Genomic DNA, 22,130 nt, shown 5'->3' on the forward strand with positions numbered 1-22,130 from the left:
TCCGCATCTAGCCTGCTTTGACGGCGAAACCTCTCGCGCATGCGCGATCGGGGGCATGGCCGCCGACCTTCTTCGACAGGTGCTTCCATGGAACTTTTTTCATCGGCCTGGCAGGTTGCCGGCGCCCTGCTCGTATTCCTTGCCGGATTACTCCTGGCGTGTGCCGTGGCGCGCCCATTCAGAATCAAACGCAAGCGCGCGCTGTTTCTCTATTTGTGGCACACAGGCATGTGCATCGTATACGTCCTGTACACGCTGCATAGCGTCAGCGATGCTCAAGGCTATTACGAGGCCGCACTTCGGGGAAACATCGAGTTCTCTTTCGGGTCGGCCGCAGTCGACTATCTGACATATCTGTGCGTGAATGGTCTGGGGCTTTCCTACCTCGGCACATTTCTTGTCTACAACATCATCGGATTCGCGGGTCTGGCCGCCCTGGATGGCTGCTTGCGCGTGGCAACGGCTGACAAGCATCGCACGGTACGGCGTTTTGCCACGCTACTGGTTCTACTGCCATCCGCCAGCTTCTGGTCTGCGGCCATAGGCAAGGACGCATTGTCATTCCTGGCCGTCTCGCTCTCTCTCTGGGCAGCCCTGCAGCTGAGACGCAGGATGCCGCTGATGATCGCCGCCATCGCACTTATGCTGCTGGTACGCCCGCACATGGCTGGCGTGATGGTAATTGCCCTGGCTGGTTCTCAGATGATTCAAAGCGGCATTTCCGTCAAGCGACGGTTGGCATTCGGCAGCCTCGCCATTATGGCCGCAGCCGTTATGGTGCCTTACGCGCTCGACTATGCGGGCGTGGGCGAGCATGCGGATGCCACCGATGTCATGGAGTATATCCAGCAACGCCAACAAGAGAATCTGGACGGCAGCACCAGTGTCGATATCTCGTCGATGAGCCTTCCCATGCAGCTGCTGACATATCTGCTGCGGCCCCTACCCTATGAAGCCTCCAGCGCTTTTTCTCTTGCAGCTTCGCTGGAGAACAGCCTTCTGGGGTTGCTGATGCTGCTCGGCCTATGGCGACTGATCGCGCGCCCGCTTGCACCGCTTCCCGGCAATCGCGCATTCCTGTGGATCTACTCCCTGCTTGCCTGGTCGGTGCTTGCCAGCACCACCCCCAACTTGGGCATCGCCTTGCGGCAGAAATGGATGTTTGTCCCGATCCTGATTTTTCTGTTCATTTCCCTGGCACGGCCCCGCAGACGGGCTGCGCCCATTCTTGCTGGCCTGAGGTGGCAATCATGACACAACCCGTATTGCTCGTAGTCACAACTGTTCCTGAAACACTGAATACTATTCTGCGATACCAGCCGCGCTTTCTTGCCCAGGCGCTGACAGACTCTCTGGAAGTCAGGATCGCCACATCGCCAGGCCCCGGCTTCCGCGATGTGCAAGACGATGAAGGACTGCCTGTACATCCGGTCGCCATGGCCCGGGGCATGGCACCGTTCAGGGATATTCTCTCCATCCTGGCCATGATCAGACTGTTGCTGCGCTTGCGGCCGGCTATTGTGCATTCCTACACAGCCAAGGCCGGCCTGATATGCATGGTGGCCGCATGGTTGTGCCGCGTTCCGGTGCGAATTCATACCTTTACGGGCCTTGTGTTTCCGAGCTCGGCAGGCCTCAGGCGCCGGATCCTCATGGCTGTGGATCGTCTCATCTGCGCATGCGCTACCCGCATCGTGCCTGAAGGATTGGGCGTTAAAACCGATCTTCAGCGGCATGCCATCACGCGAAAATATCTGGCGCCAATCGGCCACGGCAATATCGCCGGCGTGGACACACATCAATTCGCACGAGGCCAGGCGTCGGTGACAGCCGCCGCCCGCGGTCTCGCGACGAGGTTCCGAATCCCCGAACGAGCCATGGTGTTCTGCTTTGCCGGACGCCTGAACCGTGACAAAGGTATAGGCGAACTGCTGCAGGCCTTTGAAGTGCTGCCCGAAAACTGCCACCTGCTGATCGTGGGCGGTCTCGACACCACTGCACCCATCAACCACGATGAGCAGAGCCTCATCGCCAAGCATCCGCGCATTCATGCAACCGGATTCATGCAGGATATCCGCCCTGCTCTTCAATTGGCCAATATTCTGGTGCTGCCCAGTTATCGCGAGGGCTTTCCCAATATCATTCTGCAAGCCGGCGCCATGTCACTGCCCGTAATCGCCAGCGACATCAGTGGCTGCAACGAAGTGATCAAGCCCGGACTCAACGGATGGCTGATACAGCCCAGATCCACCTCGGGGCTGCATGCCGCCATGCTGGCAGCGTGCCATTGCCCGCCAGCGACATTGGCGGAAATGGGCGCCCGCGCCCGGCTGATCGTTCAATCTCACTTCGAGCGATCAATGCATTGGCGGAACATGCAGGCCTTTTACTACGCTGCATTGCCCAGCCAGCATCTCATCGAAGCGCCTATCGGCGTTTCCGCGGAAGCCGCGGTTCCTGCATCCCTCACGCGCAGGCCCCCCGCATCCAGGCTTCCGTCAGCCTGATCCTTGATCAGGCACAACCATGTTGCGGCATTGCGTCCATGATCGCTTGAGGATATAGTAGTTACATAGCTGTCATGAGTTGCACGGGATTGCAGTCCCGGTTCTGGCCTTGGCACGCTAGCGGCGCCGAGGCCGGCTTTGAAAAGGAGCCGCCATGAGTATCCAGTCGTTCAACCTGATTCTAGACATCAACGGCGACGGGTCCTACAGTGCGTGGGAACTCTGGGAAGCCATCCGCTTCGTGTACAGACTGCCAGGAAATCTTGTGGTCGAAATACTTGGCCATATTCCTTTCGTCTCCCCGCTGCTTGACATCCGCGCCTCGGAAGCCACCGGTTACGGCAGCCTTAACGGCATGCTGGCCACTTCGCTTTCGCTGCTGTTCTGGGTGGTTGTCGTGGTAACCGCGCTCAACCTGGCTTCTCCCACGGTGGAGGATGACAACAATAACGAAACGCGCGGCAACATCGCCCCACCCTTCCCGTCGGGTCCCCTGCCTGCTACACGGCAAACCGAGGCTGAAGCCGCGCGCAGCCATCGGCCCGTAAGCCGTCCAGCCCATACCGTACCCGGAGCACACGCCAGGCCGCGGCGCCATCGTCATTTGTCAGGCTACTTGGCGCGCCATGCAAAATAAAAATAGGGAGCGCATTCCTATGGGGTGCTCGCTCAGGCACTCAGCATCGAGCGCGGAAGATTAATAATAAAATCCGTCAAGCCCCGCGCTCCCTGGTCCAAACTGATGTGCTCCATCATCATGGCATGTGCTCGCTGAGGATCATGTGCCAATATCGCATCCACGATTTGTCCGTGCTGCTCCTGCGATGACCGCAGCCTGCCAAGCGCACTAAAGGCATAACGCAGGTATGCGCCGGTGCGCGCGCGCAGACGCAAAATTTCCTGGCGCAGATATGGGTTGCGAGACCCTTGATACAGCACGTCATGAAAAGCATGATTCATGGCCCGCCAACCATCCACATCGTCCGCATCGACAACACCCTGGGCCTGCTCGTGCACACGCACGAGCTGTTGCCGCTCCTCATCGGACATGCGCTCACAGGCCAAGCGTACACACACACCCTCCATCTCACACAACAGCTCCCAAATCGCCAGCAACTGCTGAATATCCATCTTTGCAACCACCATACCCTGACGCGGCTGGCTGATAAGAATGTTCTGCGCTTCCAACTGAAGCAATGCCTCGCGCACTGGCGTGCGCGAGACCTCAAAACGGGCTGCAAGCTCCTGCTCATCGATGACATCGCCGGGTAGAAGCACACCCGAGCGAATGTCTTCCTCAATAAGCTGGCGTATACGTTCGCTGACTTTCATCTCTGCATCTTGCCATAGGCGACGCCGCAACGCGTCCCCCGGCTTATCTCGTTCATGGATGTATAGAAATATAACAGAGGCTGTTTATCGGGTTTATACCTATACATAACAACAATAACATTGCCTATAAATATATTTATTCTAATGATACATATATTTTTATAAACCGCCATGACACAGCCGCCACGTGATTACGTGATTCCATCAAGGTTAGTCGTCGCGCTTCTGGCAGCCCAGGGCATAGCTGCGACGGCGAAGGAAGCGGGCCGCATTGCCAAGACACTGGACCGGCTTGCTCCCAAACCGCCGACCACAAGGCGGACTGCTTCGATATGATGTCATTGCCTCCTTCTCTTGTTGCTTTGCGCCGCCTGATCTCCAAGCGTGCCTGCTCCGCTGGGGAAGCGCTTCAAGCTCAGTATCGGCACATACGCGAAGAAGATGAGCATTGGCACAGTGCAACGCATTTTTTCCCGCTCCCGACCCACATCGATCACACACTGCCGCTGGCAGGGATTGGTTTGGCGCACAAAGATATCTTCACGATGCGCGGACGTACTCCCGGATGCGGTGCGGCTGTCGCGCCCTCATGGAAACAACCGTGCACAGCGATTCGCAATCTCTCTCGGGCGGGAAGCGAACCCATGGCTGCCCTCAGCATGGCGGAATTCGCAGCCGGCATTACCGGAGACAATCCGAATCTCCCACGCCCGGTCAATCCTATTTCGACAAACGCAATGGTCGGTGGCTCTTCAAGCGGATCTGCCGTGGCGGTAGCTGCCGGCCTATGCTACGCATCGCTTGGTACGGATACCGCCGGCTCGATTCGTGTTCCTGCTGCGACCTGCGGTATTTTGGGCCTCAAAACAACCAGAGGCCTCTTGCCAACCACTGGCTGCTACCCCCTTGCACCTAGCCTGGATACCATAGGCGTCATGGCGAGGTCGGCGCTTGATGCGGCGCAGGTGCTTGCCGCCTCCATGAGCATAAGTGCTCGGAAGCGGATCTTCAGCCATCTGCCCCCCACAAGCGACGCTCTATCCGACAACGCGTGGGACAACCTTGACAAGGGGCTTCCCATGCCAGATCACTGGCGCTTGGCATGGTGCCCGGAGCATGAAGATTCCTATGCAACACCGAGCGAGCCCCAGGCAAGGGTGCTGGAAACGTTCATGTCCTGGATCGCCCGCTTTGCACACGTGTCACACGTCTCGTTAACCAATTATCCTGAGCTCACGCGTCACGCCAGCGTGGTGCTTCATGCAGAGTGTACGAGCACGCATGCACATGCATTGCGCACGCCATCCACGCGCCCTCTGTCACCGACTACACGTGCGCTTGCCCTTCCAGGCGCTGCCATGCCGGCATTCTGGTACGCAGAGTCTCAGGCGCTACAACACGAACTGACCATGGCGTTTCTGACGCTCATATTGAAAGATAGCGATATGCTCGTGACGCCGATTCTGCCCCAAGGCGTACCCGACTGGTCGGCCGTGCTCCCCGACTCTCCAGAATTCGACCCGCGCGCGCTCATCGCCCTGTTCAGTTGGACCGCATTTGTGAACTATATGGGTTTGCCCGCCATCACCTTCCCCATCGGCGAGGATGAAAAGGGTCGTCCCGTCTGCATACAAGTGATAGGCAAGCCTCGAACCGAAGCTTTACTGCTGGCTTTTGCATGGCGTATCCAGCAGGAGCGATACGCCGAACGAGGTTTTTCTCCTGCTAGCAGCCCAGCGGAAAAAGCTAACCATTAAAGAGGGAATGTATTTATGCCGGCAATTCACGCTTCCGCGGCATTACAGCGATTTCGTGTCCTGGATCTCTCTCGTGTCCGATCCGGCCCAACCTGCGTGCGCATGCTGGCCGACTTCGGTGCAGACGTGATACGGATAGAGCCGCCTCCCGGCATTGATCCAAATGAAGCCATGTTTGCCGCAGACCGATGGAGTGGCGATTTTCAGAACCTGAATCGCAACAAGCGCTCATTGACATTGAACCTGAAAAAGCCTGAAGGAGCGGAAGTACTAAAGCGCTTGGTGAAAAGCGCCGATGTCGTCGTCGAAAACTGGCGCCCCGATGTCAAAGAGAGGCTTGGCATGGATTATGAATCCCTCTCGCGGATCAATCCACGCGTCATTCTGGCCAGCATATCTGGTTTTGGCCAAACAGGCCCGTATGCCCATAGGCCGGGATTCGATCAGATTATCCAAGGCATGGGCGGCCTGATGTCCGTGACCGGCCTGCCCGGACAGGGGCCTGTTCGGGCAGGGCTTGCCGTGTCCGACTCAAGCACAGGCCTGTATGTCGCTATCGGAATCCTGACGGCGCTGCTCGAGCGGGAAATCTCGGGAAAAGGCCAATGGGTTCATGCTTCCTTGCTTCATGCACAGATAGCCATGATGGATTTCCAAGGAGCACGCTATCTGAATGACGGGGATGTGCCTGTTCAAGCGGGAAACGACCACCCGACCAGCAGCCCCATGGGGCTCTTCCATGCGGCAAACGGCCCATTCAATCTGGGCGCTTCAGGCGAGGGAAACTGGCAACGATTCTGTGCGGCGCTGAAACAGCCTCAATGGCTCAAGGACCCCGATTTCTCCACGGAAAAGCTGCGCGTCCGGAACCGTGGGAGGCTTACAAAGGAAATTCAGGAAATCTTCTCCACGGCAACAGTGGAGCATTGGGTGAAACTTCTGAACGAGGCTGGTGTTCCCGCTGGCCCGGTCTATACAGTGCCGCAGTTGTTTGAGGATCCGCAGGTACAACACCTGGGTGTAGCAAAAAAAATTACAGCATGGCAAGGCGGTGATCGCAGCTTCATTACCCAGCCCGTTACGCTTGAACGCACGCCAGCGGATGTCAAGCGCAGCGCGCCCGGCTGGGGCGAGCATACTGATGAAATTCTGAAGGAAGCTGGCTACAGCGAGGACGCCGTAACCAGCCTAAAGAATAGCGGGGTCGTATAAATGGCAAATTCAGCGCCACCAGCACAGCGCCAAACGGCAGCAAAGAGGCCAGGTAAGGTCTTGATGCATCGTGAAGAATCCGTGTGCAGAATAATCTTCAGCAACCCCGACCGCTATAACGCCATGTCACTCGCCATGTGGCGTGATCTCAAACGCATTGTCGATCAGGCCGACACCGATTCGGGAATCCGCGTCATTGTTCTGGAGGGCGACGGGGATAAGGCCTTTGTATCCGGCGCTGATATTTCCGAATTTGCACAGCTGCGCGACACACCAGAACATATCAAAGACTACGGCAACGCAGTTAAGGCGGCCCAACACGCCCTAAGCGCCTGCGCCAAGCCAACGGTCGCCAGCATACGAGGCATCTGTATGGGCGGTGGCATGGGTCTCGCCCTGGCCTGCGACTTGCGCTATTGCACCCATGATGCGAAATTCCGCATGCCAGCCGCCCGTCTGGGGCTAGGATACGACCTGCAAGGAATCCAGCGCGCATCAAGCATTCTCGGATTGGCAAATACCGCCGATATTTTCATGACCGCCCGCACTTTCGATGGCAGGGAGGCTGCCCGGCTCGGGATGGTGCATCAAAGCTACAGCGAGGCCGAGTTTGCTGCCGCCGCCAAGGCCGCCGTTGACAGTATTGGGAAAAATGCACCGTTGACGATACAAGCCGTGAAGCTGGCCTTGAGCCACGTAATCAATCCACAGGATGTAGCTGAGCAGCGGGTGCAGCGCGCCATCGACGCATGCTTTGCCAGCAAAGACTATCTGGAAGGACAAAAGGCATTCCGGAATAAACGTGATCCTGAGTTCAAGGGTCAATAAACGCGATGGCAGTGCCATCCATCGAGGAGACATCATGAAGAACATGCTCAGAATTGCTTTTGCTTTGAGTCTTGCATCGGCCACCAGCGCCACGTTCGCGATAGGCCCACGCCCTCCCGCACTGCAAGCCAAAGAAACCTTGAATATCGGATATGTAAAAGTCGGCCACGTATCCCCCATACTGTTCGCCAAGGAAGATCTGGAAAAATGCAATGTGGAGTACAAGCCTGCTGAGTTCGTACGCTACGCCGACGCCCGCACGGCCCTTCTGTCGGGCTCACTGGATGTCGCCACCATAGGCCCAGCCGACCTTGCCATCGCACTGGCTCAGGGAAATAAGAGCATCGTCGGGCTAACAGGCGTGGCATCCTCGCCCAAGTACCTCGTGGTTCGCAAGGATGTGGATATACACACCTGGGACGATATCAAAGGCAAGCGGATCGGGATCGCACCCGGCTCTGCTGTATGGTTTCAGTGGGCGGCAACGCTTGCGGAAAAGGGTATACCGTACAAGAGTTTCGAGGCTGTGAATATCCAGGGAGGCGGCACCGCTTTCATTCAAGCATTGGAGCGTGGCGACGTTGATGCCGTGGCGCTCTGGGAGCCATTCGAATCGCAGATTGTGGCAAGCGGCAAAGCCTACTTTGCCGATCAGATGGACTACAGTCAATCCAAAGCTGTGGGCGCCGAGCTTGGCATGCTGGCTGCCACGCGCGACGCTATCCAGAACAAGCGCGGGGCGTTGCTTTGCTTTCTCTGGTCATACAAGAATGCCGAGGCACGGCTGGAAAGCGATCCCGAAGCATTTGCTCAGGCCTACACTAAATTCACAGGCCTGCCCATCGACGTGACGCGAGATTCCGTGAAGCTTATCAAGCTCGGCGGTGTGCTCGATGTGGAGCAGCTTAAGCGTCAAGCAAAGGTTTTCAACGAGTTGGGGGTCATTCCCAAGGACACCAGTGGTGAAATTGGAAACGCATGGGACCCATCCCTTGTTGACGCCGTCATGAAGCCATAGCAACTATCCCAGCCATGAACACCATGACATCGAATGCAATCAGCCCCCGTACCAAGCGGCGTCTACAAGCTCCGCGACGCCTGTTGATGGGTATTGCCGTCCCATGCGCCCTGCTGCTGGTATGGCAGGTGGTGGGCCAACAGGCCAGCATGGCGGGCGTCGTGCCAACGCCACTGGAAGTAATTGTGGCCTGGCGCGACTGGATTTTTGCCGATCCGGGTATGGGGTTGAATCCCTATTTAGGTACATGGGTGGGTAACGTGCAGTATTCCACACTACGTGTGGCCCAGGGGTTCGCCCTTGCCTTGGTATTAGGCGTGCCGTTGGGCTTGATGATAGGCTGGAGCAGAGCTGTTGCGCTCATGCTGGATCCCATGGTGCAAGGCATGCGGCCCATACCCATCACGGCCTGGTTGCCATTTTCCATTGCTCTGTTCGGTATCAGAGACCTGGGTTCGGTGTTTCTTATTTTCCTGGGTGCGTTCTACCCGATTGTGGTTAATACGACGCAAGGGGCGCGGGATGTTGATCGCAACCTGGTTCGCGCCGCCGCCATGATGGGCTGCTCGTCCTGGCAAATGTTGCGCCGCGTTGTGTTGCCTTCGGCGATGCCCTCTTTATTCACAGGCCTCAGACTGGGTTTGGGAATCGCGTGGACCGCGGTCATCGTTTCAGAGATGGTGGCGGTGAAGTCCGGTCTAGGATACGTGCTATGGGATGCGTATTATGTGGGCCGCATGGACATCGTTCTCGCCGACATGGTGTCCATCGGGATCATGGGTTACATCAGCGATCGCCTGATCGTTTGGCTGGAACGGCATGTGCTCAGATGGCGCATATTACAAAACTACTGAGGTCAGCACATGTCGAGAATATCGATTAGTAAAGTCAGCAAGGTATATCCAGGCGCGACACCCGTGCACGCACTCGACAGCATAGACCTTGACATTGAGCCGGGCGAGTTCATCGCGTTGCTTGGCCCCTCAGGCTGCGGAAAGTCCACCCTGCTCAATCTCATCGCCGGCTTCGAGCAAGGCACTTCGGGCGGACTGCTAGTAAATGGTCATCAAGTTGACAAGCCTGGCCCGGAGCGTGGCGTCGTATTCCAGGAGGCAGCCCTGTTTCCTTGGCTGACGGTCTGGGAGAATGTTGTTTTTGGCCCAAAAGTAAATGGTACCCAGAAAACGGAATATGAGGTTCGGGCACGTGAGATGCTGGACATTACAGGCCTCTCTGGCTTCGTCGATCATCTTCCTGTTCAGCTTTCGGGTGGTATGCGCCAGCGCGTGGGCATCGCAAGGGTATTAACTCTGGGCTCAAAAATCCTGCTCATGGATGAGCCCTTCGGTGCTCTGGATGCGCAAACACGGCTGACCATGCAGGAGCTGCTCCTGTCGGTATGGCAAAAGCTGCGTACTACTGTACTGTTTGTGACACACGACATCGATGAAGCGATTCTTCTTGCAGACAGGATTTGCGTAATGTCTGCACGCCCTGGCCGCATCAACAGCCAAATCAATGTGCCTCTGGATCGCCCTCGCACCATAGAGGACACAACCACTCGAGAATTCAATGATCTGAAGCGCGAGATACTGATGCAAATTCGCCATTGACGACATGGAATTACCACCCCTTGAGCCCGAGACGGCTCGCCTCACACTGAACATGGAGATCCAAGATGGCGTATGCACGCACCGATGACGGTATCAAGCTGTACTATGAAGAGGCGGGCGACGGCACACCCATTATTTGGGTACACGAGTTCGCCGGCGATTGGCGCAGTTGGGAATCGCAAATGCGATTCTTCAGCCGCCGCCATCGCTGCATTACATTCAGTGCTCGCGGCTATCTGCCTTCTGATGTGCCACACAAACAAGACATGTACTCGCAGGAGCGCGCGGCACGCGATATAGCGTGCGTTCTGGATGCCGCCAAGATAGATAAAGCGCACATTGTGGGATTGTCCATGGGAGGATTCGCAACCTTACATTTCGGGCTCATGTTCCCGGAGCGAGCGCTTTCTCTTACCGTGGCAGGCTCGGGTTACGGAGCCGAACCCGCACAGGCATCCTCATTCGTGGCGGCGAGCTTGAAAGCGGCTGAGCAATTCGACACGCTAGGCAGCGAAAAATTCGCACCCATATATGCGAGCGGTGCATCCAGAGTCCAGCTGCAAAATAAAGACCCCCGAGGTTGGGATGAGTTTGCCCGCCAGTTGGGCGAACATGACGCCGTGGGTTCGGCCCTGACCATGAGAGGCGTTCAGGCTCGCAGACCTTCGCTATATAGCCTCGAGGAACAACTTAGGCGGATCCAGATACCAGTGTTCATTGTCGCAGGCGACGAAGACGACCATTGCCTGCAGCCCGCCATCTATCTGAAGCAGACCATACCAACCAGCGGCCTGCTCATCATGCCGAAAACAGGACATACGCTTAATCTTGAAGAGCCAGATACATTCAATCGATATGTCTGGGACTTTCTCAGCATGGTTGAATCGGGGAAATGGGGAATGCGTGATCCCCGCGCCACTAGCGAAATACTCAAGGTGGACTAGAAACCTTGGCCTAGGCCCCCAGCGGATGTACCCCGCCATCCATGGTGACCAGCGCGCCAGTGACATAGCTGGCGCGTGCAGAGGCCAGGAACAGCGCGGTATCGGCCACCTCTTCTGGCCTGGCGATACGCCCGAGCGGAATGCGCTGCGCCATAGCCTCGCGCAGCGCTTCGATGGACTTTCCAGTGCTTTGTGCTTCGGCCTCCAGCGCGCCCTGCACGCGTTCGGTGAGCGTAGCACCCGGATTGATGGCGTTGATGCGTATGCCTTTGCTGCCCCATGCGTTGGCCAGGCCGGCTGAGGCGAGCATGAGCGCGGCATTGGCTGCACCTCCCGGCAGATGGATGGGACTGGCCACACGGCCGCCTGCGCCAATGATATTGACAATAGCGCCCGACTCACGGGCAATCATGCCCTTGAGCACGGCATCCATGGCATTGATATACGTGAAATACTTGGCATCCATTGCGTCGCGCCAGGCCTGGGGGGTGAGCGTGGCGGGCGGATAGCGCTTTGCGGCGCCCGCCGAATTCACGAGAACATCGATGGGTCCGAGATCAGCCTCGGCGCTATCCACCATGTTCTGGGCGGCCCGTGCATCGCCCAGATCAGCAGCCAAGGCAAGCGCATCGTATCCCGCAGCACGCAGCGATGCGTGTGCTGCATCGAGATTGGCGGTGCTGCGCGAGACGATGGCCACGCGCGCGCCCTCTCGCGCAAAAGCCTGGGCGCAGGCCAAACCTATACCCTTGCTGCCGCCTGTGATCAATACCACTTTTCCTTTCAGTTCCAGATCCATATCCGTTTTCCTGTCATGTGGCACCAGCGACGGCAGGCACCCTTCGGTCCAGCGGGTTGCGCAGCGGTTGCTCAGGGCCTGATCGCCTCGGCTCCCCCCATATAGGGACGCAGCACTTCGGGAATGACAACGCTGCCGTCTTCCTGCTGATAATTCTCGAGTACCGCCACGAGCGTGCGTCCCACCGCCAGGCCCGATCCATTGAGCGTATGCAGGTATTCCGGCTTGCCTTTCTCGGGCCGGTAACGCGCCTGCATGCGTCGCGCCTGAAAAGCCTCGCAATTGGATACCGACGAAATTTCGCGCCAGGTATCCTGAGCCGGCAGCCATACTTCGATATCGTAGGTCTTGGCAGCGCCGAAGCCCATATCGCCGCCGCACAACAGAATGACGCGATAAGGCAGGCCGAGGCGCTGAAGTACCGTTTCCGCGTGGCCCGTCATTTCCTCCAGCGCCTGATAGGAGTTGTCGGGATGCACGACTTGCACCATCTCGACCTTGTCGAACTGATGCTGTCTTATCATACCGCGCACATCCTTGCCACCGCTGCCAGCTTCCGAACGAAAGCACGGCGTATGAGCGGTAAGACGCAGCGGCAAGTCCTGCAACGGCACGATGGTGTCACGCACCGACCCCGCCAGCGTGATCTCGGATGTGGAGATCAGATAGAGATCGTCCGCGCTATCCTGGTCTTCATCGGGCATGGAGCCTTCTCCGCCTTTGGTCACCCAGAACATATCGTCTTTGAATTTCGGCAATTGGCCTGTACCGAACAATGTGGCGCTATTGACAATATAAGGGGTATAGCACTCGGTGTAGCCGTGCTCGCCGGTCTGCAGGTCCAGCATGAATTGCGTCAGCGCCCTGTGCAGCCGTGCCAGGGAGCCTCTCAGCATCATGAAACGCGCGCCGGCAAGCTTGCGCGCGGTCTCGAAATCAAGCCCCAGTGGTTCGCCGACTGCCACATGGTCACGAGGGCTGAAGGCCAAAGGCTGGGGCAGGCCGCGCTCATCGGTCGCCATGCCTGGCGGCAGCCATCGGCGCTGCTCGACATTATCGTTTTCGTCTTTGCCTGTGGGTACACTGTCGTGCGGCAGATTGGGAATGGTCATGAGCCAGTCATTCAGCTCGCCCTGCACGGCGGCCAGGTCTTGCTCCAGCTCCTTGAGACGCGCGGGAATCTGCTGCGACTCCGCCATTTCCTCGCTGGCGTCTTCCCCTTTTGACTTCAGTTGGCCTATGAGCCGGGATATCGCATTACGGCGCGCCTGCAGGGCCTCGGTCTCGACCTGGACGGACTTGCGCCGCGCTTCCAGCTGATTGAACCGCTCGACATCGAAGTCGATACCGCGTACTGCCAGGGCCTGCGTAACCGAAGGCAGATCTTTGCGCAACTGATTGGGGTCTAGCATAAATGAACCGGATAATGAAACGAAAAAAAGAGGCTGAACGAAGAATTTTACCCGCAAGCCCATAAACAGGCTCAAGCCTATGAAAACAGGCTAGCTGCCGCCTTTCTTTGCAGCTTCCTCATCCAGCTGCCGCAGAAAAGCCATTTTCTCGGCAATTTTTCCCTCAAGGCCGCGGGATACCGGCCGGTACCAGTTGGGCTTTCCCATTCCCTCCGGCAGATAGGTTTCGCCCGCGGCATAGCCATGTGGTTCGTCATGCGCGTAGCGGTAGGCATGCCCGTATCCCAGTTCTTTCATGAGTCGGGTGGGCGCATTACGAAGATGGACGGGCACGCTGCGCGAGGTGTCTTGGCGAACAAAGGCGCGGGCCTGGTTATAAGCCATGTAGCCCGCATTGCTCTTGGCCGCGACGGACAGATAAATGACGGCCTGCCCCAGCGCCAGCTCGCCTTCAGGCGAACCAAGACGCTCGTATGTGGCAGCCGCATCGTTGGCGATCTGGATGGCGCGTGGATCGGCCAGCCCTACGTCTTCCCAGGCCATGCGCACAATGCGACGCGAGAGGTAGCGGGCATCCGCGCCCCCATCCAGCATACGGCAAAGCCAGTACAGGGCGGCATCGGGATCGGACCCCCGCACAGACTTGTGCAATGCGCTGATCTGGTCGTAGAAGGCGTCGCCGCCTTTATCAAAGCGGCGAAGATTCTGCGACAGCGCGGTTTCGAGCCATGCGCTGTCAACCAGGTCGCGGCCCGCGGACAGCGCCGATTCGGAAACCACCTCCATGGCATTGATAACGCGGCGCGCATCGCCGTCGGCCCACTGCGCCAATTGCTCCCTGGCTGCCGGATCAAGACGCAACGCCGCCACGCCCGCAGGCGCCCCACCCTCTTCGGGCTTGCCGCCAGAGGATGCATCAACGGCTGCATCGGGGGCAGCAACGCCCTCGCCGTTGATAATATCCAAGGCCCTGTCGATGAGCTGCTGCAGTTCGTCTTCGGACAACGACTGCAGCACATAGACGCGTGCGCGCGACAGCAGCGCGGAATTGACTTCGAACGAGGGATTTTCCGTCGTGGCGCCAATAAAGGTGAACAGTCCGCTTTCAACGTAGGGCAGAAAAGCGTCCTGCTGCGCCTTGTTGAAGCGGTGTACTTCATCTACGAAGAGAATGGTGCGTCGCCCCTGCCCCTGGGCCACCTGCGCGGCGGCCACCGCATCGCGAATATCCTTGACCCCGCCCAGAACGGCCGAAATGGCAATGAAGTGAGCGTCGAAGCCGTCGGCCATGAGCCGCGCCAGCGTGGTCTTTCCAACGCCCGGCGGTCCCCAGAAAATCATGGAATGCGGGCGGCCAGACTCGAAGGCCACACGCAACGGCTTGCCGGCGCCAAGCAAATGCTGCTGGCCAACGACTTCCGACAGCGTCCGCGGCCGCATCCGTTCAGCCAGCGGCGCATGGACGCCCGCGCCGGGCGAGGAGAAAAGGTCGCCAGCCGCTGCCATGAGGGCTACTGCATTTTCACGACGTCGACACCAGCCGGAGGGTCGAAGGTGAAGGTATCGGGACCGAGCGCCGGATTGAGCGTGATATCGGTAAGGTCAATGCGGGTGGTTTGGCCGAAGGCATCCAGCAACAGCAGCCGCGCCGGCAATCCATGGAGGAAACCGATGTCCACATGGACAAAGCCCGCATCAGCGCCTTTGGGCGTAGCGCGCATCCAGTCGATGCCATCGCTGGCCGGCAGCGCCGCGATGGTGAAATTGTCATCCAGCGAGCCCTCGCCGAACAGAATTGCCGCGGGCGATGCGCCGATGGACTGTCCGACCGGCCGTACGGTCACCTGCGCCAGGTCGGGATCGTATTGGTAGACCTTCTTGCCATCGGACACAACAAGCTGCTCATAAGGCTTCACGACATGCCAATTGAACTGCCCCGGGCGCTTGAAGGAAAACGTGCCCGATTCGGCGCCCTGGCTCGGTTGGCCTTTGTCGCTGAGTCGCTGCTGTGTGAATTGGCCCGATGCCGACGGCACATCGGCGATGAACTTGCGCAGCTGAGCCTCGGCGCTCGCCGCATGGGTGGCCAGCGGTGCCAGGGCCAGCGCCGCCACGGCCAGTAGGTGTTTAATCTTCATTGGACGCATTCCCCGCTGGAACCAGAATTTCTCGATTGCCGTTCGACTGCATGGGCGACACCAAACCGGCCTGCTCCATCTGCTCAAGCAGCCGGGCTGCACGGTTGTAGCCTATGCGCAAATGGCGCTGCACCGATGAAATTGATGCGCGGCGGTTCTTGAGCACCACCTGTACAGCCTGATCGTACAACGGATCGGATTCTGCGTCGGCGAAGCCTGTGACGCTGCCTACGCCATCGCCCGTTTCGCCTTCGAGCGCGCCTTCGAGCAAGCCCTCGATATAATCGGGCTCGCCCTGTTGCTTCAAGGATTCGACCACGCGATGCACTTCATCGTCGTGCACAAAAGCGCCATGCACACGATGCGGCAGGCCGGTGCCCGGCGGCAGGTAGAGCATGTCTCCCTGGCCCAGCAGCGTTTCGGCGCCCATCTGGTCCAGAATAGTGCGTGAATCGATCTTTGAGGATACCTGGAAGGCAATGCGCGTGGGGATGTTGGCCTTGATAAGGCCGGTAATGACATCCACGCTGGGACGCTGCGTGGCCAGGATGAGATGAACGCCTGCAGCCCGTGCCTTCTGGGCCAGGCGGGCAATGAGCTCTTCGATCTTCTTGCCGACAACCATCATCAGGTCAGCCAGCTCGTCGATGACCACAACTATCGTGGGCAAGGTGGTGAGCGGCTCAGGCGCATCGGGCGTCAAGGAGAAGGGATTAGGGATGGGCTCCTCGCGCTTGTTGGCCTCGCGTATCTTGTTGTTGTAGCCCGCGAGATTGCGCACCCCCATTTTGCTCATGAGTTTGTAGCGCTTTTCCATCTCGCCCACGCACCAGTTCAGCGCATTGGCCGCATGGCGCATGTCAGTGACCACGGGCGCCAGCAGATGCGGAATGCCCTCGTAGACGCTCATTTCAAGCATCTTGGGATCGATGAGAATAAGACGGACTTGGCTGGCATCCGCCTTGTAAAGCAGCGAGAGAATCATGGCGTTGATACCCACCGACTTGCCCGAGCCGGTGGTACCTGCCACCAGCAGGTGGGGCATCTTGGCGAGATCGGCCACCACCGGATTGCCTGCAATGTCCTTGCCCAGGGCCATGGTGAGCATGGATGCGCTGGTGTGGTAGGTTTGCGAACCCACGATTTCGGACAGGCGCACCATCTGGCGCTTGGGATTGGGCAACTCCAGGCCCATGAGGTTCTTGCCGGGTATTGTTTCCACCACCCGGATACTGACCAGACTGAGCGCGCGCGCCAGATCCTTGGCGAGATTTACGATCTGGCTGCCCTTGACGCCGGTAGCGGGCTCGATTTCATAACGCGTGATGACTGGGCCTGCCTGCGCCGCGACCACAGTGACATTCACACCGAAATCCGAGAGCTTCTTCTCGATGAGACGGGAAGTGTACTCAATGGTTTCGGGTGAAACGGTCTCAATGTTCGCATCGGGCATGTCCAGCAACCCTATTTCGGGCAGATCGCCCGAAACACCTGCCTCCCGGGGCGCCGAAAACAGGGTTTTCTGTTTTTCTTTCTCGACGCGCTCCGAACGAGGCACAGTCGTGATGGCAGGCTCGATACGTACAGGCTGCTCGTGCACCAGTTGCACCTGCTTGACGCCCACGCTTTCCGTGCGCTCCGCCTGCTTGGCCTGGCCAACCTTGCGGTCTTCGCGCGCCGCCCTGAGCTGAATGAGGCCGCGCACGAATTTTTCGATGGACAACCCCACCCGTTCGGAGACATGCAGCCATGAAAACCCGAAAAACAGGCTGGCGCCCACGGCCGCAAATACCAGCAGCATGAGCGTGCAGCCCGTGACACCCATGGCCATGGACAGGCCATTGGCCAGAAGCTGGCCAAGCTGCCCACCCGCGCCCGCAGGCAGATGCGCGCCCGACTGCTTGAGCTGCAGAGCCTCGGTGCCCATCACGCCGACGAACAGGAGGAAGAAGCCGATGCCTACCTCCCAGTGCACGCGCGGCAGCGGCGCCTGCTTGTCTGGCTGCAGCAGGGAGGTGAGCCGGTAGAAGCCCAGCACAACGCGCTGGGCCAACAGCACGACCCAGAGCCACGCCGACCAGCCGAACAGAAACAGCAGGAAATCGGAAATGTAAGCCCCTACGGTGCCGCCACGGTTGTGGATGACAGCGGCCTGCACGGAATGCGACCATGCCGGGTCGGCGGGATCCCAGGTGGCAAGCACCAGCCCTAGCCAGGCGGCAAGCGCGGCGAATACGATCCAGCGCGCTTCGCGCAGCAGGCCCGACAGCCGCGACTGCAAGGGAGAAGGCCCGTTTCGCACGTTGCGGGACGAGCGTGGAGATGTTGCAGGTATTCTAGCCATGGACTCATTATAATTGGCTGTTTATCTATTTTCGGATTTTCTGCAATGACCACCCCAAAACACGCCAAAGTGCTCATCCTCGGCTCTGGCCCGGCAGGCTACAGCGCCGCGGTGTACGCGGCGCGCGCCAACCTGAATCCCGTCCTGGTCACCGGGCTGGAACAGGGCGGCCAGCTCATGACCACCACCGATGTCGACAACTGGCCGGCGGATGCGCAAGGTGTGCAGGGCCCCGATCTCATGCAGCGCTTTCAGGCGCACGCCGAGCGATTCAACACCGAAATGGTCTTCGACCACATCGCCGAAGTCGATCTGTCGGCCCGCCCCTTCACCCTCACTGGCGACACCGGCGCCCAATACACCTGCGACGCGCTCATTATTGCCACGGGGGCGTCGGCCCAGTATCTGGGCCTGCCCTCCGAACAGGCCTATATGGGCCGCGGTGTCTCGGGCTGCGCCACCTGCGACGGTTTCTTCTACAAGAACCAGGACGTCATCGTGGTGGGAGGCGGCAATACCGCGGTGGAAGAGGCCCTGTACCTGTCCAATATCTGCCGCACCGTCACGCTGGTGCATCGGCGCGACAAATTCCGCTCCGAGCCCATACTCACCGACAAGCTCATGGATAAGGTCGAAAACGGCAACATGAAGCTCAAGCTGTTCTGCGAACTCGACGAGGTCCTGGGCGACAACTCGGGCGTGACAGGCGCCCGTCTGCGTAACAACCAGACCGGCGAAACAGAAACGCTGCCTGTCACCGGCGTGTTCATTGCCATTGGCCATAAGCCCAATACCGATATTTTTGCCGGCAAACTCGACATGGAGAATGGTTACATCATCACCCGCAGTGGCTTGCAGGGCATGGCAACCATGACATCCGTCCCCGGCGTCTTCGCTGCGGGCGACGTCCAGGACCACGTGTATCGCCAGGCCATCACCAGCGCGGGCACAGGATGCATGGCGGCGCTGGATGCCCAGCGTTGGCTGGAGAATGCCGAGTAACAGGGCGCGGCGGGACGCCCCCCAAGCCCGTGGGCTTTCCGATCTGAAACGTCTGCGCGCCCAGGCACAGGCGGTATCCGAGGCAGCCCCCGCGCCCGCCCGCCCGCAAAAGCGCCAAGCCGACGCGACGACATCCGGCACCGGGAAGCTGGATCGCGCCACGCCCTCCCCGGATACTCCCGCCGCCGAGCAAGCCAGAGCCCCATCGGGCGTGTCTCCCGCCGACATTGCGCTCTTTCGTCGCACCGTGGGAAGGGTTGCACCCATCAAGGCTGCATCGCGCGCCGATATCGGCCCCCTGCCGCATGACGTACCCGAGGTGCTGCGACAGCGGCGGATGCGCGCGACAGGCGATGCAACGGAGGCGCCCGAACGCAAGCCCCACCGCCCGCGTCACACGCCTCGAGACGAGAAGGCCGGCGGATCGCGCCGCGGCGGCGGAAACAACACCGTCTCGGATCACTATCATCCCGCCTCAGCCAACGATGATCGCCAGTTTCTGCAGCCAGGCCATGGCACAGATCTGATCCGGGGCCTGCGGCGCGGCAAATGGGTCATTGATGCCAGCCTCGACTTGCACGGTTGCAATCTGGACAAGGCACGGGAGCGTCTGGACCGCTTTCTACAGTCCTGCCTCGAACACCACGTGCGCTGCGTACGCATAGTCCATGGCAAAGGTCACGGGTCGCGTACGGCCGAACCAATTCTCAAGAACACTGTGCGGCGCTGGCTGATGCAGATGGATGCCATACAGGCCTACGTCGAATGCGCCGAACGGGATGGTGGCGCCGGAGCGGTCCAAGTCCTGCTGCGCCCCGGAGAATGACTCCCCGCTGCTGGCTCCGCCGCGCCCCAGTCTGGCCGCGAAATATATTTCGCACCGGAACCTGCCCACAAGCCAAAAGCCGATATATGCATGCGCATATATCGGCTTTTGTGCGTTTATATTTTTTATGGGACCTGCTGTTTTATTATGTACCGATTACCGGCCTGCCCATGCAGGGCTATGTCTCCTCACCTGCATGGGCAAGATTTTGCATGATATTGCCGCTCGCGACACTTAGGGAATGCACTAGGTTTATATACATATTCCAGAATAATGCTGATATTCCTTGCCTAACCAGGCTGCAAAAAGAAACTCACGAGCGTGCTTGGTCGTAGCGGCGCGCCACCTCGGGCCAGTTAATGACATTGTAAAAGGCGCCAATATATTCAGGGCGCCGATTCTGGTATTTCAAGTAATAGGCATGCTCCCATACATCCAGGCCCAGAACCGGTGTTTTCCCTTCCATGTGTGGACTGTCCTGATTACCGGTGCTTTCCACCGCCAGTTTTCCATCCGCGCCGACAACAAGCCAAGCCCAGCCGCTGCCGAACCGGCTCACCGCCGCCTGCGTGAAAGCCTGCCTGAATGCTTCCATTCCGCCCAGTTCGGCCCTTATGGCGCTGGCCAGCGCGCCATCGGGCTCGCCGCCTCCCTCCGGAGACATGACCGTCCAGAACAAACTGTGGTTGGCATGGCCTCCGCCATTGTTGCGCACTGCGGTTTTCACGGAATCCGGCAGATCTTCAATGCGGGCAAGCAATGCTTCGACCGGCTGGTCGTCATTGATGTTTGCGGCTTCGAGCGCGGCATTGAGATTATTCACATAGGCCTGGTGGTGCCTGGAGTAGTGAATTTCCATTGTCATGGCGTCGATATTGGGTTCCAGCGCGTCGTACGCATAGGGCAACGGCGGCAACGTGTAAGTCATGTTCATTCTCCGTATTGAGCAGCGTGATCGGGGATATTCGTTTCAATATTGAAAATAGAAATCATAAGCATTTAGTATACTCGCTCGCACCAAGTCTGCCGGATGCTAAACTGCGGCATGTCCAATGCGATCCCCGGGTCCACACCCGTCGTCATGGAGACACAAAATGCCGTCGACGCCAGATCCCGGCGCCCTGCTCCAGCGCGCGGCCGCAGCGCCGAAACCCACGCTCATGCAGTCCACGCAATGCTGCATTGTCGGCGGCGGCCCTGCGGGCATGATGGCGGGCCTGTTGATGGCCCGCGCCGGCATAGAAACTGTCGTGCTGGAAAAGCATGGGGATTTCCTGCGAGATTTCCGTGGTGACACGGTTCATCCCTCAACGCTTGAGATACTCGACGAGATCGGCCTAAAGGACAAATTCGACGCGTTGCCGCAGCACCGCGTATCGCGGCTGGAAGCGCTGTTTGCGGATGGCCCGCACACCGTGGGCGATTTCAGCGGGTTGTCACCCTTTCCCTACCTGGCACTCGTACCCCAGTGGGATCTGCTGGACCTTCTGGCGGACGAAGCAAGGCGTCACCATTGCTTTTCCCTCCATATGAACACCGAAGCCACCGCATTACTGCGCGATGGCGCGCAAGGGCCTGTCTGCGGCGTGGTCGCCAAGACACCCCAGGGAGAACTGCGCATTACGGCCGATGTGGTCATAGGCTGCGACGGCCGCCGCTCCACATTGCGCGAATCGGCCGGCCTGCAGCCGCGCAATCTCGGAGCGCCCATGGATGTGCTGTGGTTCCGGCTGACGCGCCAGCCTGCTGACCCGGAGGGCACGTATGGCGTACCAGGCAGGGGCAGCTTCCTGGTCCTGATCAACCGCAATCAATATTGGCAGGCCGCAGCCGTCATTCCAAAGGGAACCGCTGCGCAATGGCAGGCTCAGCCCATTTCGCGGTTCAAGGCTCTGGTGGCCAGGCGGGCGCCATTTCTGGCTGATCAAGTGCAGACGATTGCATCGTGGGACGACATCAAATTACTTGAGGTTCGCGTGGATCGGCTCGATTGCTGGCATTGCCCGGGCTTGCTGCTGATCGGCGACGCCGCGCACGCCATGTCCCCAATAGGCGGCGTGGGCATTAATCTGGCCATCCAGGACGCAGTGGCGGTCGCGAATATTCTCGGACCGGTTCTAAAGCAAGGCAATACGCCCGGCAATGACGATCTGGCCGCCGTGCAGGCCAGACGCATGCTGCCAACACGTATTATTCAACGCGTGCAGACACTGGCGCAGCGCCAACTGATCGCCCCGGCATTGACTCGGCAAGATGACGGCCAGCCGGTGAAGATTCCAGCGCTTTTGCGCTGGGTGGAGCGCAGCAGATTGTTAACCTCCATTCCCGCCCGGGTTTTCGGGCTCGGCTTCCGACGTGAACATGTGCATCTCCCGGCCCGAGCACCTTGACTGTCCGC

At 59.0% G+C, this 22,130-nt stretch carries 20 protein-coding genes; 13 read left to right on the plus strand and 7 right to left on the minus strand.

Annotation, left to right across the window (positions count from 1 at the left end; all coding sequences use genetic code 11):
- The first annotated feature begins 87 nt into the window (after nucleotides 1–87).
- The 3 genes from ERD78_RS18495 to ERD78_RS18505 all read left to right on the plus strand — a co-directional run bounded on the left by ERD78_RS18495 (nucleotide 88) and on the right by ERD78_RS18505 (nucleotide 3,144).
- Entirely contained in the window at nucleotides 88–1,254 is a 1,167-nt protein-coding gene (locus ERD78_RS18495; protein ID WP_129971362.1) for a hypothetical protein, read from the plus strand.
- Entirely contained in the window at nucleotides 1,251–2,507 is a 1,257-nt protein-coding gene (locus tag ERD78_RS18500) for a glycosyltransferase family 4 protein (protein ID WP_129971364.1), read from the plus strand. Before ERD78_RS18495 ends, ERD78_RS18500 begins: the two co-directional genes overlap by 4 nt.
- Nucleotides 2,508–2,661: 154 nt before the next feature.
- Nucleotides 2,662–3,144, plus strand: a complete 483-nt coding sequence (locus tag ERD78_RS18505; RefSeq protein WP_129971366.1) for a hypothetical protein — start codon at nucleotides 2,662–2,664, stop codon at nucleotides 3,142–3,144.
- 32 nt (nucleotides 3,145–3,176) lie between these two features.
- Here ERD78_RS18505 and ERD78_RS18510 read toward each other — a convergent pair whose 3' ends face one another.
- A complete protein-coding gene (locus ERD78_RS18510) occupies nucleotides 3,177–3,839 on the minus strand; it encodes a GntR family transcriptional regulator (RefSeq protein WP_129971368.1) in 663 nt (220 codons plus the stop codon).
- Between the two features lie 335 nt (nucleotides 3,840–4,174).
- Here ERD78_RS18510 and ERD78_RS18515 point away from each other — a divergent pair, with 335 nt between their 5' ends.
- The 7 genes from ERD78_RS18515 (at nucleotide 4,175) to ERD78_RS18545 (ending at nucleotide 11,211) form a co-directional block, all read left to right on the plus strand.
- Nucleotides 4,175–5,596: an amidase gene (locus tag ERD78_RS18515; RefSeq protein ID WP_257216571.1), complete on the plus strand. Its 1,422-nt coding sequence runs from the start codon at nucleotides 4,175–4,177 to the stop codon at nucleotides 5,594–5,596.
- 15 nt (nucleotides 5,597–5,611) lie between these two features.
- Nucleotides 5,612–6,808, plus strand: a complete 1,197-nt coding sequence (locus ERD78_RS18520; protein WP_129971372.1) for a CaiB/BaiF CoA transferase family protein — start codon at nucleotides 5,612–5,614, stop codon at nucleotides 6,806–6,808.
- Nucleotides 6,809–7,636, plus strand: a complete 828-nt coding sequence (locus ERD78_RS18525) for an enoyl-CoA hydratase (protein ID WP_129971374.1) — start codon at nucleotides 6,809–6,811, stop codon at nucleotides 7,634–7,636.
- 34 nt (nucleotides 7,637–7,670) lie between these two features.
- Nucleotides 7,671–8,654 carry an ABC transporter substrate-binding protein gene (locus ERD78_RS18530; protein WP_129971376.1) on the plus strand — a complete coding sequence of 328 codons (984 nt, stop codon included), beginning with the start codon at nucleotides 7,671–7,673 and terminating at the stop codon, nucleotides 8,652–8,654.
- Nucleotides 8,655–8,677: 23 nt separating this feature from the next.
- On the plus strand, nucleotides 8,678–9,508 hold the full coding sequence (locus tag ERD78_RS18535) for an ABC transporter permease (RefSeq protein ID WP_371734639.1): 831 nt from the start codon (nucleotides 8,678–8,680) through the stop codon (nucleotides 9,506–9,508).
- Nucleotides 9,509–9,517: 9 nt separating this feature from the next.
- Nucleotides 9,518–10,267 carry an ABC transporter ATP-binding protein gene (locus tag ERD78_RS18540; RefSeq protein ID WP_129971380.1) on the plus strand — a complete coding sequence of 250 codons (750 nt, stop codon included), beginning with the start codon at nucleotides 9,518–9,520 and terminating at the stop codon, nucleotides 10,265–10,267.
- A 65-nt stretch (nucleotides 10,268–10,332) separates the two neighbouring features.
- Entirely contained in the window at nucleotides 10,333–11,211 is an 879-nt protein-coding gene (locus tag ERD78_RS18545) for an alpha/beta fold hydrolase (protein WP_129971382.1), read from the plus strand.
- Nucleotides 11,212–11,221: 10 nt separating this feature from the next.
- Here ERD78_RS18545 and ERD78_RS18550 read toward each other — a convergent pair whose 3' ends face one another.
- The 5 genes from ERD78_RS18550 to ERD78_RS18570 form a co-directional block, all read right to left on the minus strand.
- Nucleotides 11,222–12,010 carry an SDR family NAD(P)-dependent oxidoreductase gene (locus ERD78_RS18550; RefSeq protein WP_129971384.1) on the minus strand — a complete coding sequence of 263 codons (789 nt, stop codon included), beginning with the start codon at nucleotides 12,008–12,010 and terminating at the stop codon, nucleotides 11,222–11,224.
- Between the two features lie 71 nt (nucleotides 12,011–12,081).
- Nucleotides 12,082–13,422 carry a serine--tRNA ligase gene (serS, locus tag ERD78_RS18555; RefSeq protein WP_129971386.1) on the minus strand — a complete coding sequence of 447 codons (1,341 nt, stop codon included), beginning with the start codon at nucleotides 13,420–13,422 and terminating at the stop codon, nucleotides 12,082–12,084.
- Nucleotides 13,423–13,512: 90 nt separating this feature from the next.
- The gene (locus ERD78_RS18560) at nucleotides 13,513–14,928 is read right to left on the minus strand and encodes a replication-associated recombination protein A (RefSeq protein WP_129971388.1); all 1,416 of its coding nucleotides are present in this window, start codon (nucleotides 14,926–14,928) and stop codon (nucleotides 13,513–13,515) included.
- A gap of 5 nt (nucleotides 14,929–14,933) precedes the next feature.
- Entirely contained in the window at nucleotides 14,934–15,560 is a 627-nt protein-coding gene (gene lolA / locus ERD78_RS18565; RefSeq protein WP_129971390.1) for an outer membrane lipoprotein periplasmic chaperone LolA, read from the minus strand.
- Nucleotides 15,550–17,904: a DNA translocase FtsK gene (locus ERD78_RS18570; RefSeq protein WP_129971392.1), complete on the minus strand. Its 2,355-nt coding sequence runs from the start codon at nucleotides 17,902–17,904 to the stop codon at nucleotides 15,550–15,552. The genes lolA and ERD78_RS18570 overlap by 11 nt, the downstream gene beginning before the upstream one ends.
- A gap of 45 nt (nucleotides 17,905–17,949) precedes the next feature.
- Here ERD78_RS18570 and trxB point away from each other — a divergent pair, with 45 nt between their 5' ends.
- Nucleotides 17,950–18,906, plus strand: a complete 957-nt coding sequence (gene trxB, locus ERD78_RS18575) for a thioredoxin-disulfide reductase (RefSeq protein WP_129971394.1) — start codon at nucleotides 17,950–17,952, stop codon at nucleotides 18,904–18,906.
- Nucleotides 18,896–19,732 carry a Smr/MutS family protein gene (locus ERD78_RS18580; protein WP_167668990.1) on the plus strand — a complete coding sequence of 279 codons (837 nt, stop codon included), beginning with the start codon at nucleotides 18,896–18,898 and terminating at the stop codon, nucleotides 19,730–19,732. Before trxB ends, ERD78_RS18580 begins: the two co-directional genes overlap by 11 nt.
- Nucleotides 19,733–20,045: 313 nt before the next feature.
- On the opposite strand, the gene ERD78_RS18585 is transcribed toward ERD78_RS18580, so the two are convergent.
- A complete protein-coding gene (locus ERD78_RS18585; protein WP_129971398.1) occupies nucleotides 20,046–20,660 on the minus strand; it encodes a superoxide dismutase in 615 nt (204 codons plus the stop codon).
- Between the two features lie 166 nt (nucleotides 20,661–20,826).
- On the opposite strand from ERD78_RS18585, the gene ERD78_RS18590 reads away from it, so the two are divergent.
- Nucleotides 20,827–22,122 carry an FAD-dependent oxidoreductase gene (locus ERD78_RS18590; RefSeq protein WP_245152535.1) on the plus strand — a complete coding sequence of 432 codons (1,296 nt, stop codon included), beginning with the start codon at nucleotides 20,827–20,829 and terminating at the stop codon, nucleotides 22,120–22,122.
- The last annotated feature ends 8 nt before the right edge of the window (nucleotides 22,123–22,130 follow it).

It is taken from the genome of Allopusillimonas soli, assembly GCF_004153445.1.
GTDB lineage: Bacteria > Pseudomonadota > Gammaproteobacteria > Burkholderiales > Burkholderiaceae_B > Allopusillimonas > Allopusillimonas soli.

What these genes read in the sequence shown, in the direction of transcription:
- ERD78_RS18590 (WP_245152535.1), top strand. Translation starts at nt 20,827, where the DNA reads ATGCCGTCGACGCCAGATCCCGGCGCCCTGCTCCAGCGCGCGGCCGCA.
- ERD78_RS18530 (WP_129971376.1), top strand. Translation starts at nt 7,671, where the DNA reads ATGAAGAACATGCTCAGAATTGCTTTTGCTTTGAGTCTTGCATCGGCC.
- ERD78_RS18520 (WP_129971372.1), top strand. Translation starts at nt 5,612, where the DNA reads ATGCCGGCAATTCACGCTTCCGCGGCATTACAGCGATTTCGTGTCCTG.
- ERD78_RS18585 (WP_129971398.1), bottom strand. Translation starts at nt 20,660, where the DNA reads ATGACTTACACGTTGCCGCCGTTGCCCTATGCGTACGACGCGCTGGAA.
- trxB (WP_129971394.1), top strand. Translation starts at nt 17,950, where the DNA reads ATGACCACCCCAAAACACGCCAAAGTGCTCATCCTCGGCTCTGGCCCG.
- ERD78_RS18570 (WP_129971392.1), bottom strand. Translation starts at nt 17,904, where the DNA reads ATGGCTAGAATACCTGCAACATCTCCACGCTCGTCCCGCAACGTGCGA.
- ERD78_RS18525 (WP_129971374.1), top strand. Translation starts at nt 6,809, where the DNA reads ATGGCAAATTCAGCGCCACCAGCACAGCGCCAAACGGCAGCAAAGAGG.
- ERD78_RS18500 (WP_129971364.1), top strand. Translation starts at nt 1,251, where the DNA reads ATGACACAACCCGTATTGCTCGTAGTCACAACTGTTCCTGAAACACTG.
- ERD78_RS18540 (WP_129971380.1), top strand. Translation starts at nt 9,518, where the DNA reads ATGTCGAGAATATCGATTAGTAAAGTCAGCAAGGTATATCCAGGCGCG.
- ERD78_RS18550 (WP_129971384.1), bottom strand. Translation starts at nt 12,010, where the DNA reads ATGGATCTGGAACTGAAAGGAAAAGTGGTATTGATCACAGGCGGCAGC.
- lolA (WP_129971390.1), bottom strand. Translation starts at nt 15,560, where the DNA reads ATGAAGATTAAACACCTACTGGCCGTGGCGGCGCTGGCCCTGGCACCG.
- ERD78_RS18560 (WP_129971388.1), bottom strand. Translation starts at nt 14,928, where the DNA reads ATGGCAGCGGCTGGCGACCTTTTCTCCTCGCCCGGCGCGGGCGTCCAT.
- ERD78_RS18510 (WP_129971368.1), bottom strand. Translation starts at nt 3,839, where the DNA reads ATGAAAGTCAGCGAACGTATACGCCAGCTTATTGAGGAAGACATTCGC.
- ERD78_RS18495 (WP_129971362.1), top strand. Translation starts at nt 88, where the DNA reads ATGGAACTTTTTTCATCGGCCTGGCAGGTTGCCGGCGCCCTGCTCGTA.
- ERD78_RS18580 (WP_167668990.1), top strand. Translation starts at nt 18,896, where the DNA reads ATGCCGAGTAACAGGGCGCGGCGGGACGCCCCCCAAGCCCGTGGGCTT.
- ERD78_RS18545 (WP_129971382.1), top strand. Translation starts at nt 10,333, where the DNA reads ATGGCGTATGCACGCACCGATGACGGTATCAAGCTGTACTATGAAGAG.
- serS (WP_129971386.1), bottom strand. Translation starts at nt 13,422, where the DNA reads ATGCTAGACCCCAATCAGTTGCGCAAAGATCTGCCTTCGGTTACGCAG.
- ERD78_RS18505 (WP_129971366.1), top strand. Translation starts at nt 2,662, where the DNA reads ATGAGTATCCAGTCGTTCAACCTGATTCTAGACATCAACGGCGACGGG.
- ERD78_RS18515 (WP_257216571.1), top strand. Translation starts at nt 4,175, where the DNA reads ATGTCATTGCCTCCTTCTCTTGTTGCTTTGCGCCGCCTGATCTCCAAG.
- ERD78_RS18535 (WP_371734639.1), top strand. Translation starts at nt 8,678, where the DNA reads ATGACATCGAATGCAATCAGCCCCCGTACCAAGCGGCGTCTACAAGCT.